Consider the following 12,126-nt stretch of genomic DNA (forward strand, 5'->3'; position numbering starts at 1 on the left):
GAAAAGGCCCCGGAGCGATCCGGGGCCTTTTTGTTGGCGACTACCGGGATGGGTGCCAACCAAGGTTGGCACCTACCGGGTGCAGGCGCTTGGGGTAGGTGCCAGCCTTGGTTGGCACCCACCATGTGCGGGCGCTTCGGGTAGGTGCCAACCTTGGTTGGCACTCGCCGCGCTTCAGCGCAGCAACGCGATCGCGCCGCACAACAACACGATCAGCAGCGCCACCCACTGCATCGGCACGAAGAAGAAATGATGCGGCGCGGCCTCACCCTTCTGCCGCGGCGCGCGGTTCAACCACAGCCCCAGCAGCACGTTCAGCGCAGCACCCAGGCCCGCGCCCAGCAGCACCTGCTGCAGCGGAATATTGCCCTTCGGGCCTTCGTGCGGGAAGAAATACGCCAGCAACAGGATCGCTGCAATCGGCGTCACCAGGGTCACAAACCCCCAACCGCGATAGATCATTCAACGTCTCCACAACGAAAAGCGGATCGCATTTGACCATGGCGGCGCGCGTTGTGTCGCAATTGTCGGGACTGACTGCGGCTGCCAGCGCCTTGTGCTGGGTATCGCGCTGCATCTGCGGCCTTCCATTGCGTCAATCGCGACTCAAACCTACGCATGCGATCCGACATTCCGCAGATGGGATCCGGCTCCCGGTTCGCTCGCGCGCAGAACGCTATCCAGAGCATTCCTTCAACGGAATGACCGAACCATGCACCCATCACTCTCTTCTGCCAGACGTCTTGTCGCGGCCTGGCTTCTACTTACGGCCGGCCTGGCCCCGCATCTGGATGCCCGCGCCGGAGGCGTCGTGCCCTGCGTCAACTGTGCAGACCCTCGCGCCGCGGCGCTGCAGTCGGGCACCGGGCTTACCGTCGTCGTCGATCCGCAGCAACAGCGACTGAGCGCCTATAACGTGGAATACGACCGCGAACTTCAGCGATACCGCGCGCTGCCCACGCCGGCCCCGGCCGAGGTCACGCGCATGTTCAACCGAATTCTTGGCCTGCCAAACGCGCATCTCGGCCCCGGCACCCAGTTCGTGCCGCAGGCATTCGGGCGCGGCGCCGTGGTGCCCGTGCATCCGGACGATCCGCAGATGGCCAACGGCATCACCTTTCCTGACGCCATGAAAGCGCTCAACGCGTACGACGTAGTGCAGTCAGCGACCTACCGCAGCCAACTGGAGCTGGCCATCGGCCGGGCCTTCAGCGGCGCTGACAGCCAGCAACCCGCCTGGAATTCACTCGCGACGACCATTTCATCCATTGTCCTGAGCTGGGTGAGCAAGCTGTTCGGCGTCGACACGGTCACCTATGTCATCACCTGGCGGGACGGCTCGCAGACCCGATTGGTCATCTCACCAGACGCCGTGGACAAGGCCCGGTACGTGACCGGTGAAAGCGTGGATGCCCAGGGCAACCGCATTCCCGATGGCGCCGCATCCAATACAGAAACCGGCGAAGGGTATGTGGGCAACTACCACTTCAACAATGATGACGACTACCAGCGCTGGCTGGACTCGGCGCACCTGTACGGGGTGCAGATCGAGGTCAACCCGGGTGCGGCACCCTCCGGCCCGATCTGCCGATGGGATGGCAGGCAGCTGCACTGCCAGGTGCCGCGCTAGCCTGCGCCTGGCCTTGCGGTAGGCGCCAACCTTGGTTGGCGCTCGTAGATGCGTGCCAACCAAGGTTGGCACCGACCGAGGGGGCTCCCATGCGCCGCCATTGCAGCGGCGCAGCCCACCGGAGTCTTCTCGTTGGTGCCAGAGCGGCGGGAGCCCGGTAGTCGCCAACCTTGGTTGGCGCCCTGGATGCGTGCCAACCAAGGTTGGCACGCATCCAGGGCCGGCCCCCATGCGGCTCAGCGCAGCCCGGTCTCGTTGCGGGCGATCACCAGGCGTTGGATTTCCGAGGTGCCTTCGTAGATCTCGGTGATCTTGGCATCACGGAAGTAGCGCTCCAGCGGCATTTCCTTGGAATAGCCCATGCCGCCGTGGATCTGCACCGCCTGGTGGGTGATCCACATCGCCGCTTCCGAGGCGGTCAGCTTGGCGATGGCCGCCTCGTTGCTGAAGCGCTTGCCCTCGCCCTTCACCCACGCCGCGCGCAGGGTCAGCAGCAGCGCTGCGTCCAGCTTGCACTTCATGTCGGCAATCTTGGCCTGGGTCATCTGGAAGGTGCCGATGGCCGCGCCGAAGGCCTTGCGGTCCTTCACGTATTCGATCGTGGCTTCATACGCAGCACGGGCAATGCCGATCGCCTGCGAGGCAATGCCGATACGGCCGGCGTCGAGCACGCCCATGGCGATCTTGAAGCCCTCGCCTTCCTGGCCGAGCACTTCATCGGGCTGCGCCACGTAATCATTGAACTCGATCTCGCAGGTGGCCGACGCACGGATGCCCAGCTTGGGCTCGGTCTTGCCGCGGCCGAAGCCGGCCTTGTCGGTGTCCACCAGGAAGGCGGTAATGCCACGCGCGCCCTTGTCCGGCTCGCTCATCGCGAACAGCACGATGTACTTGGCCACCGGGCCGGAGGTGATCCAGCTCTTCTTGCCGTTGATCACGTAGGTGCCGTCGGCCTGCTTCACCGCGCGGCAGCGCATGGCGGTGGCATCAGAACCGGACTGCGGCTCGGTCAGCGCGAAGGCGCCGATGGCCTCGCCCTCGGCGATGGCGCGCACGTACTTCTGCTTCTGCGCCTCGCTGCCGTGGGTCAGGATGCCGTTGCAGAACAGCGAATTGTTCACCGACATGATGGTCGAATGCGCGGCATCGCCGGCGGCCACTTCCACCATCGCCAGCACGTAGGCGATCGGGTCCATGCCCGCGCCGCCGTACTCGGTCGGCACTTCGATGCCCATCAGGCCGTTTTCGCCCAGCAGGCGGATGTTCTCAAGGGGGAACTCGCCGGTGCGGTCATGGTGCTCCGCGCTGGGGGCGATCTTTTCCTGCGCGATGCGCCGCGCCACGTCCTGCAGCATCAACTGCTCTTCGGTAAAGCTGAAATCCACAACACCCTCCCAGGTACATGATGACGGGGGCCGCAACAGGCGCCCCCGGATGTGCCGATTGTAACTGCGGGCGGGCATCGGCGGCTGACTCGCCGCACGCACCGGCTTGACCATGGCAGCACCCGTCGGCGAATATATCTCTATATCGCGATAGGTAGATATTTATGGATCTGGAAGACTGGTCGACCCGCCTGAAGGTGTTCGCCGACGCCACCCGCGTGCGCCTGCTGGCGCTGCTGGAGCAGGAGGAGCTGACCGTGGCCGAGTTGTCGGCCATCACCCGGCTGGCGCAGCCGCGGGTGTCCACCCATCTGGCGCGGCTGAAGGAAGCCGGCCTGGTGCGCGACCGCCGCTCGGGCGTGTCGGCCTACTACCGCTTCGACGAGGCCCAGCTGGACCCGGCGCAGCGTGCATTGTGGCATGCCCTGAGCAATGGAAGCGATGATCCGCTGCTGCGCCAGGATGCTGAACGCGTGGCCGCCGTGCTGGCCCACCGCGCCGCCGACCAGAACTGGGCCGACAGCGTGGCCGGCGACATGGAACGCCACTATTCCCCGGGCCGCACCTGGGAAGCGCTGGCGCGCACCGCGCTGCCGCTGCTGGAAACCGGCGACGTGCTGGACATCGCCTCCGGCGATGGCGTGCTGGCCGAGCTGGTGGCCCCGCATGCCAAGCGCTACATCTGCATCGACACCAGCGCGCGCGTGGTCGCCGCGGCCAGCGAGCGCCTGCGCCGCCTGCCCAACGTGGAAGTACGCGAAGGCGACATGCATGCCCTGCCCTTCAAGGACCGCAGCTTCGACCTGGTGGTGCTGATGCACGCGCTGACCTATGCCAGCAAGCCGGCACAGGCCGTGACCGAGGCGGCGCGCGTGCTGCGCCCGGGCGGACGGCTGCTGCTGTGCAGCCTGGCCCGCCACGAACACAAGGCAGCAGTGGAAGCCTATGGTCACGTCAACCTCGGTTTCAGCGACAAGGAACTGCGCAAGTTCGTGGACAAGGCCGGACTGCAGGTATCGAGCCTGGAAACAGTCACGCGCGAAAAGCGCCCGCCGCACTTTGAAGTCATCTCGCTGATCGCCAACAAGCCCTGAGGTCGCCGTGTCCAGCCTGCCGTGGTTGCATCCCGAACGTACCAACGCCCTGCTCGACGCATTGCGCACGCGCATCCTGATCATCGATGGTGCGATGGGCACGATGATCCAGCGCCACGGCCTGCAGGAAGCGGACTACCGCGGCGAACGCTTCGCCGATGGCTACGACCACAGCCACGGCCCCGGCTGCGACCATGGCACGCCCGAAGGGCATGACCTGAAGGGCAACAACGATCTGCTGTTGTTGACCCGCCCGCAGGTCATCGCCGACATCCACACCGCCTATCTGCAGGCCGGTGCGGATCTGGTGGAAACCAACACGTTCAACGCCACCTCGGTCAGCCAGGCCGATTACCACCTGGAACACCTGGTGTACGAACTGAACAAGGCCGGTGCCGCCGTGGCGCGCGCCTGCTGCGATGCGGTGCAGGCCACCACCCCGGACAAGCCGCGCTTCGTGATCGGCGTACTGGGCCCGACCAGCCGCACCGCCTCGATCAGCCCCGACGTGAACGATCCCGGCTTCCGCAACACCAGCTTCGACGCCCTGCGCGATACCTATCGCGAAGCCATTGACGGCCTGATCGATGGCGGCGCGGACACCCTGATGGTCGAAACCATCTTCGACACGCTGAATGCCAAGGCCGCCCTGTACGCCATCGAAGAGGCCTTCGATGCGCGTGGTGCGCGCCTGCCCATCATGATCTCCGGCACGATTACCGATGCCTCCGGGCGCACCCTGTCCGGGCAGACCGCCGAAGCCTTCCACGCCTCGCTGGCGCATTCGCGGCCGCTGTCGATCGGCCTGAACTGCGCGCTGGGCGCCGACGCGATGCGTCCGCATGTGGAAACCCTGGCCCAGGTCGCCCCCTGTCACGTCAGCGCGCACCCCAACGCCGGCCTGCCCAATGCCTTCGGCGAATACGATGAAACGCCCGAGGAAATGGCCGCCACGCTGCGCAGCTTTGCCGAAGATGGGCTGTTGAACCTGGTCGGCGGTTGCTGCGGCTCCACCCCGGACCATATCCGTGCCATTGCCCAGGCCGTGGCCGGGCTGCCACCGCGCGCGGTGCCCGGCGCACAGGAGCAGCAGGCCGCATGAGCACAACGCCCTACACCCGCCTGTCCGGCCTGGAGCCGCTGGTCATCACCCCGGACCTGTTGTTCGTCAACGTGGGCGAACGTACCAACGTCACCGGCAGCGCGCAGTTCCGCAAGCTCATCAAGGAAGGCCGCTACGAAGAAGCGGTGGACGTGGCCCGGCAGCAGGTGGCCAGCGGTGCGCAGATCCTCGATGTGAACATGGACGAAGGCCTGATCGATTCGGAAGCGGCGATGACCCGCTACCTGAACCTGATCATGTCCGAGCCGGACATCGCGCGCATTCCGGTGATGGTCGATTCGTCGAAGTGGAGCGTGATCGAAGCCGGCCTGAAGTGCCTGCAGGGCAAGAGCGTGGTCAACTCGATCTCGCTGAAGGAAGGCGAAGCCCTGTTCCGCGAGCACGCGCGCAAGGTGCTGCGCTACGGCGCCGCCGCGGTGGTGATGGCCTTCGACGAAACCGGCCAGGCTGACACCTGCGCACGCAAGGTGGAGATCTGCACCCGCGCCTACCGCATCCTGGTCGAAGAGATCGGCTTCCCGCCGCAGGACATCATCTTCGACCCGAACATCTTCGCCGTGGCCACCGGCATCGAAGAGCACGACAACTATGCGGTGGACTTCATCGAAGCCACCCGCATCATCAAGCAGACCCTGCCGCACTGCCATGTCTCCGGCGGCGTCTCCAACGTGTCGTTCTCGTTCCGTGGCAACGAGACGGTGCGCCAGGCCATCCATTCGGTCTTCCTGTACCACGCCATTGCCGCCGGCATGGACATGGGCATCGTCAACGCGGGCGCCATGCCGATCTACGACGAGCTGGAACCGGACCTGCGCGAGCGCGTGGAGGATGTGATCCTCAACCGCCGCAGCGACGCCACCGAGCGCCTGCTGGAAATCGCCGAGCGCTACAAGGGCAAGAAGGGCGCGGCCAAGACCGAGGACCTGACCTGGCGCGAAAAACCCGTGGCACAGCGCCTGGCGCATGCGCTGGTGCACGGCTTGGACGCCTGGGTGGAGGAAGACACCGAGCTGGCGCGGCAGGGCTCCAGCCGCCCGCTGGACGTGATCGAGGGCCCGCTGATGGATGGCATGAACATCGTCGGCGACCTGTTCGGGGCCGGCAAGATGTTCCTGCCGCAGGTGGTCAAATCCGCGCGCGTGATGAAGAAAGCGGTGGCCTACCTGCTGCCGTACATCGAGGCCGAAAAGGCACGCAGCGGCGATACCGCCAAGAGCAACGGCCGCATCATCATGGCCACGGTGAAGGGCGATGTGCATGACATCGGCAAGAACATCGTCGGCGTGGTCCTGGCCTGCAACAACTTCGAAGTGATCGACCTGGGCGTGATGGTGCCGGCGCAGAAGATTCTCGACGCCGCGCGCGAGCACAATGCCGATCTGGTCGGCCTGTCCGGCCTGATCACCCCGTCGCTGGAGGAGATGAGCCAGGTCGCCCGCGAAATGCAGCGGCAGGGCTTCGACCTGCCCTTGCTGATCGGCGGCGCTACCACCTCGCGCGCGCATACCGCGCTGAAGATCGACCCGCATTACCACGCCCCCACCGTGTGGGTGAAGGATGCCTCGCGCGCGGTGGGCGTGGCGCAGTCACTGATCTCGCGCGAGCTGCGCGATGCCTTCGTGGCCGCCAACGAAGCGGACTATGCCGAGATCCGTGCCCGCCATCGCAACCGCGGTGACGCCAAGCGCCTGGTCAGCCTGGAACATGCACGCGGGCAGAAGTTCCGGGGCGACTGGGACAACTACACACCCCCTGCGCCGAAGCAGCCCGGCCTGCATGTATTCGAAGACTACCCGTTGGCCGAACTGGTCGACTACATCGACTGGACGCCGTTCTTCCAGGCCTGGGAACTGGCCGGCAAATTCCCGGCGATCCTGACCGACGAGATCGTCGGCCCCCAGGCCAGCGATCTGTACCGCGATGCGCGGGCCATGCTGGCGCGCATCGTGGACGAGCAGTGGCTGACCGCCAAGGCGGTGTTCGGCCTGTGGCCGGCCAACAGCGTGGGCGACGATGTCCGCGTGCAGCACCCCGCCGGTGAGACCACCCTGCACTTCCTGCGCCAGCAGGTGGACAAGCCGGCCGAGCGCCCCGATTTCTGCCTGGCCGATTTCATCGCCCCCGCCGACAGCGGCAAACAGGACTGGATCGGCGCATTCGCAGTCACCGCCGGCATCGGCATCGATGCACACGTGGCCCGCTTCGAGGCCGACCACGATGACTACAACGCGATCCTGCTGAAGGCGCTGGCCGACCGCTTCGCTGAAGCGCTGGCCGAACGCCTGCACCAGCGGGTGCGCACCGGGTTCTGGGGCTACGACCATGCCGAGACGCTCGACAACGACGCGCTGATCGACGAGCAGTACCGCGGCATCCGCCCCGCCCCGGGCTACCCGGCCTGCCCCGAGCACAGCGAGAAGCGCCGGCTGTTCGATCTGCTGCAGGCCGAAACCCACGCCAGCATGGAACTGACCGAAAGCTTCGCTATGCTGCCCACCGCTGCCGTGTCGGGCTATTACTTCAGCCACCCGCAGAGTCAGTACTTCGTGGTCGGCCGCCTGAGCCGTGAACAGGTGACCGACTACGCGCGGCGCAAGGGCGTGGAGCGTGCACAGGCCGAGCGCTGGCTGGCGTCGAACCTGGATTACGACCCCGAATAGACCCGGCGCACACGCCTGCGGGCGGCCCATCGGTTACCCTCGGGCTTCCCCCTGACCGGAGTTGCCGATGCGACCGACCCGCCTGTGGGCGCTGCTGCTTGCCGCCACCGCCGCCGTTCCTGCCGCCGCGCAGCCGATCCTGCTGGAAAATGCCCGGGTATTCGACGGCCGCCGCGACCTGGGCATTACCCCGGTCCTGATCGACGGCGAGCGCATCGTGCATGTCGGCACGCCGCTGCCGGCCGCCGCCACCGCAGCCCGGCGCATCGACTACCAGGGCAAGACCCTGCTGCCCGGCCTGGTCAGCAACCACGCGCACGTGGGCAACACCGAAGGGCTGCAGCACGGTGATCGCTATTACACCCGCGACAACGTGGTGCGCGACCTGCGCCAGTTCCAGCGCTACGGCATCACCACCGTCACCGCGCTGGGCATGAACGGCCCGGCCTTCTTCGATATCCGCAAGGAAGTGAACGCCTCGCCCGCGCTGGGCGCGCAGCTGTACGGCGCTGGCGCCGGCATCGGTGCCTTCGCCGGTGCACCGCCGGCGGCCGCGATGGGCCTGGCCCACGACCCGGTGGCGCGGCCACGCAATGCCGAAGAAGCCCGCGCCGCCGTCGCCACGCAGCAGGCCGACGGCGTGGACGTGATCAAGCTCTGGGTGGATTCGCTGGGCGGCAAGTTCCCGATGATGGCGCCGGAGATCTACCGCGCCGCCATTGCCGAGGCCCACGCGCGCGGCCTGAAGGTGGCCGCGCACATCCACGACCTTGACCAGGCGCGCGACCTGGTGAATGCACGCGTGGACATCATCGCCCACGGTATCCGCGATCGCGCGGTGGACCCGATGCTGGCGCGGAAAATGCACGACCAGGGCACCTGGTACATCGCCACGGTGAACATCGACGAAGCCAACTACTGGTATGCGGAAAACCCGCAGGCACTGCAGCAGCCGTTCCTGCGCGATGCCCTGCCCGCTGCGGTGCGCGCGCGCTGGCAGCAGCCGCAGTGGCAGCGCGAGCAGCTGGCCGGGGCCAACATTCCCGGTGCGCGCGCAGCGGTGGCGATGAACCTGGAAAACCTGCGCCGACTGAGCGCGGCCAAGGTGAAGTTCGGTTTCGGCACCGATGCCGGGGCGATGCCGCAGCGGGTGATTGGATTTGCCGAACACCGCGAACTGAAGCTGCTGACCGAGGCCGGCTTCAGCCCGGCCCAGGCCCTGCAGACCGCCACCGCCGACGCCGCCACGCTGCTGGGCATGGACGATCGCGGCCGCATTGCCGCCGGCAAGCGTGCCGACCTGCTGGTGCTCGATGCCGATCCCCTGGCCGACATCGGCAATACACAGCACATCCACGCCGTGTGGCAGGCCGGGCAAGCGGTCGAGCGCTGATGGCCGATGGCCCGTGTGCCGGGCACGGCCCGGCGCTAGGGCTGCAGCACCCGCTGCAGGGACGGCAGCAGCACGCGGTTGCCATGACCGCTCAGATGGTCGCCGTCGAAGAACAACGGTCGGCCATCACGCTGCGCCGCGCACGTCGTAGCCGTGCAGAGGTCGGGCAAGGGATCCCACAGCACTGCGCCTGGCAGGCCATCGACCACCTGCTGCAGACTGCCCAGCATCGGTGCGCGCAGCGCTTCCATGTCCGCCCGCGCAATATCCAGCCCGTTGCGGCAGACGGCATTGCCTGCATTGAAGCGGTCGGAACACCGGTACGGCGGTGCCGGCAGCACCGGCTTGGGCGCTTCGATCACGATACGCACGCCGCGCTGGGCCAGCGGCAGCCACTGCGCAATGGCCTCGGCCACCTCGGCGTTGCGGCCGGCGGCGGCCTGCGCACTGCGCTCGCCCGCCAACTGCGCCTGCGCGTCGAACAGCACGTACTGGTCGGACAGGCGCGGTACCCGCAGCGACACCAGCACCACCACATCACCCGGCTGCGCACGCGCGGCGATGTCCGCGCGCACGGCCGCATCATGCTCGGCACAGCCCGCACCGGCACCCCGCCACTGCTGCAGGCTGATCTGCGGGCAGCCACCGCGGCCGTACAGCGACACCGTCGAACCGGTCTCCAGCGCCAGCCGCTGCAGCAGCTCGCGGTAGGCCATGGCATGCGAATCGCCGGCCAGGAACACCTGCGCCGGCCCCTGCACGGCCCCTGCGCGCGGGCAATCGCCGCGGGCGAAGGTGCGCGCGCTGCCACCGGGGTAGCGGTGCTTGCTCACCTGCAGCGCGCACCCGGGGTAATCAGCCGCCACGCTCTTGCCGTCGGGGTACCAGTCCGCCGGATGGCGACTGACCGTGCTCAGTGACAGCAGGGGCGACTGCCAGTACAGCAACGCCTGCAGGCCACCGGCCAGCAGCAGGGTCAGCACGCCGGCGGCCACCCAGCGCCCGGGTGCAAGATGCTGCCACCTGGGGCCACGGAAGGGCTGCTCGATCCAGCGCCACGAGATCCATGCCAGCAGCGCCACCAGCGCACTGGCCGCGGCCATCTGCAGGGCGGTTTCCAGGCCCACGGTCCAGCGCATCAGCACGAACACCGGCCAATGCCACAGGTACAGCGAATAGGACAGCAGGCCGATCCGCCGCATCGGCGCACTGGCCAACAGCCGCGCGATCCATGCCTGCGGGTGCTGGTGCAGGGCCAGCAGCAGGCCGGCGGTGGCAAGCGCCGGCAGCACGCCGTCCGGCCACGGCGAGCGCCCGGCGCGCGCCGTCCACAGCGCCCACCCCAGTGCGCCCAGCGACAGCAGGGCCAACGCTGACCACGCCCAGCGCCAACGGACCACCGGTGCAGCACTGCCAGGCTCACCACGATCGGCCACATGCAGCAGCTGGAACAGCAGAACGCCCACGCCCAGCTGCCACAAGCGGGTGCTGGTGGCATAGAACGCCCAGGCCGGCGGCGCATCACGCAACCCCAGCAGGGCCGCATGCAGCAACGAGCCCACGCTTACCGCGGCGAACAGCGCAAGGCTCAGCCAACGGCCGCGCGGGCCGCGGGCCCAGGCCAGGAACAGCAGCGGGAACAGCAGGTAGAACTGCTCTTCCACGCCCAGCGACCACGTGTGCGTATAGGGATTGAACTCGGCCTTGGGCGCGAAGTAGTCGTTGCCAACGGCCGCCAGCACCCAGTTGCTCAGCCCGAAGAAGGCCATCAACCCGGTCTTGTCGGATGCTTCGCTCAGCCACGAATCGGGAATGAACAACACGCTGGCCACGGCCGTCGCCAGCAGGCAGGCCACCAGCGCAGGCGCGATGCGGCGTACCCGGCGCGCATAGAAGCGCAGCATCGAGGCGCGCCAGGACAGGGCCGGCAGGCGATGCACCGACGCACTGACCACGAAGCCGGAGATGACGAAGAACACGTCCACCCCGGTGAAGCCACCCGGCAGCCAGGCCGGATCGAGGTGGAACACGATGACGGCCAGCACGGCAATCGCGCGCAGGCCGTCAATGTGCGGCACGTAGCCGCGGCTTGGATCAGTGGACATCCGTCTCCCCCTGCCGCTGCTGCCGCAGGGGGCGCCACGGCGGTCGTGCGTTACCAGACCAGGTCGTCGGGCACCTGGTACTGCGGATCGGCGTACGGGTCTTCCTCGGCCGGCGCGTTCGGGTCGACCTTCAGCGCCACCGACGCGGCGAACACCGCCTCGGACTGCGCCAGCACTTCGGCGGTCACCAGCAGGTAGCGGCCATTGAGCTGGACCACGCCCAGTTCACCGGCATTGAGCGCGGTCAGCTGTTCGGGGGTGACGTAGATGCGCTTGATCTTGCCGCCATACGGGAAATGGCGGGCGATGTCGGCCGCCTCGGCATTCAGGCTCTTGTCCTTCAGCAGCTCTTCCAGCTTGGCCTTGGCCTCGCGGCGCACGCGCGCTTCTTCCTGCTTCAGGCGTTCGCTTTCAATGCGTTCCTGCTTTTCTTTCTGCGCGCGGATGGCATAGGCCTTGGCCAGGTCCATTTCCTCGGCAGAACGCGGCTTGCGCGGGCCCTGCGCGCCCGGCCCACGGGACTGCCCGGGCTTGCCTGCGCCAGCGTGGCCGTGGCCACCACGGCGCTCACCGGGCTTGTGCTCGCCCTTGCCTGCGCCCTGCGGCTTTCCATTGCCATTGCCGCCCTTGCCCTGCGGGCGGCCATCACGGCGGGGGGCATCGTTCTTGCGCTCGGGCTTGGGCGCCGGCTTGAAGCCCAGGCCCATCAGCTGGTCGCGGAGGGTATCGCTCATAG

The 12,126-nt window shown here is 67.4% G+C and carries 9 protein-coding genes; 5 read left to right on the top strand and 4 right to left on the bottom strand.

Annotation, left to right across the window (positions count from 1 at the left end; all coding sequences use genetic code 11):
• Window positions 1–174: 174 nt before the first annotated feature.
• Window positions 175–462 carry a hypothetical protein gene (locus C1931_RS12550; RefSeq protein WP_108756595.1) on the bottom strand — a complete coding sequence of 96 codons (288 nt, stop codon included), beginning with the start codon at window positions 460–462 and terminating at the stop codon, window positions 175–177.
• A gap of 250 nt (window positions 463–712) precedes the next feature.
• Here C1931_RS12550 and C1931_RS12555 point away from each other — a divergent pair, with 250 nt between their 5' ends.
• A complete protein-coding gene (locus C1931_RS12555; protein WP_108756596.1) occupies window positions 713–1,630 on the top strand; it encodes a hypothetical protein in 918 nt (305 codons plus the stop codon).
• Between the two features lie 236 nt (window positions 1,631–1,866).
• On the opposite strand, the gene C1931_RS12560 is transcribed toward C1931_RS12555, so the two are convergent.
• Window positions 1,867–3,015: an acyl-CoA dehydrogenase family protein gene (locus C1931_RS12560; RefSeq protein ID WP_108756597.1), complete on the bottom strand. Its 1,149-nt coding sequence runs from the start codon at window positions 3,013–3,015 to the stop codon at window positions 1,867–1,869.
• A gap of 164 nt (window positions 3,016–3,179) precedes the next feature.
• Here C1931_RS12560 and C1931_RS12565 point away from each other — a divergent pair, with 164 nt between their 5' ends.
• From C1931_RS12565 to C1931_RS12580, 4 genes are all read left to right on the top strand, one after another.
• Entirely contained in the window at window positions 3,180–4,109 is a 930-nt protein-coding gene (locus C1931_RS12565) for a metalloregulator ArsR/SmtB family transcription factor (RefSeq protein ID WP_108750029.1), read from the top strand.
• A 7-nt stretch (window positions 4,110–4,116) separates the two neighbouring features.
• Complete coding sequence (locus tag C1931_RS12570; RefSeq protein ID WP_108756598.1) at window positions 4,117–5,211, top strand: homocysteine S-methyltransferase family protein; 1,095 nt, start codon at window positions 4,117–4,119, stop codon at window positions 5,209–5,211.
• On the top strand, window positions 5,208–7,892 hold the full coding sequence (gene metH / locus C1931_RS12575) for a methionine synthase (RefSeq protein WP_108756599.1): 2,685 nt from the start codon (window positions 5,208–5,210) through the stop codon (window positions 7,890–7,892). The genes C1931_RS12570 and metH overlap by 4 nt, the downstream gene beginning before the upstream one ends.
• A gap of 67 nt (window positions 7,893–7,959) precedes the next feature.
• A complete protein-coding gene (locus tag C1931_RS12580) occupies window positions 7,960–9,285 on the top strand; it encodes an amidohydrolase family protein (protein WP_108756600.1) in 1,326 nt (441 codons plus the stop codon).
• Between the two features lie 35 nt (window positions 9,286–9,320).
• Here the strand turns inward: C1931_RS12580 and C1931_RS12585 are convergent, their stop codons facing one another.
• The gene (locus tag C1931_RS12585) at window positions 9,321–11,390 is read right to left on the bottom strand and encodes an acyltransferase family protein (RefSeq protein WP_108756601.1); all 2,070 of its coding nucleotides are present in this window, start codon (window positions 11,388–11,390) and stop codon (window positions 9,321–9,323) included.
• Between the two features lie 50 nt (window positions 11,391–11,440).
• A complete protein-coding gene (locus C1931_RS12590; protein WP_108756602.1) occupies window positions 11,441–12,124 on the bottom strand; it encodes a DUF2058 family protein in 684 nt (227 codons plus the stop codon).
• Between the last annotated feature and the right edge of the window lie 2 nt (window positions 12,125–12,126).

The organism is Stenotrophomonas sp. YAU14A_MKIMI4_1, assembly GCF_003086855.1.
GTDB lineage: Bacteria > Pseudomonadota > Gammaproteobacteria > Xanthomonadales > Xanthomonadaceae > Stenotrophomonas.

Coding starts and splice junctions, on each gene's coding strand:
- C1931_RS12550 (WP_108756595.1), bottom strand. CDS start 462: ATGATCTATCGCGGTTGGGGGTTTGTGACCCTGGTGACGCCGATTGCA.
- C1931_RS12555 (WP_108756596.1), top strand. CDS start 713: ATGCACCCATCACTCTCTTCTGCCAGACGTCTTGTCGCGGCCTGGCTT.
- C1931_RS12565 (WP_108750029.1), top strand. CDS start 3,180: ATGGATCTGGAAGACTGGTCGACCCGCCTGAAGGTGTTCGCCGACGCC.
- metH (WP_108756599.1), top strand. CDS start 5,208: ATGAGCACAACGCCCTACACCCGCCTGTCCGGCCTGGAGCCGCTGGTC.
- C1931_RS12580 (WP_108756600.1), top strand. CDS start 7,960: ATGCGACCGACCCGCCTGTGGGCGCTGCTGCTTGCCGCCACCGCCGCC.
- C1931_RS12585 (WP_108756601.1), bottom strand. CDS start 11,390: ATGTCCACTGATCCAAGCCGCGGCTACGTGCCGCACATTGACGGCCTG.
- C1931_RS12590 (WP_108756602.1), bottom strand. CDS start 12,124: ATGAGCGATACCCTCCGCGACCAGCTGATGGGCCTGGGCTTCAAGCCG.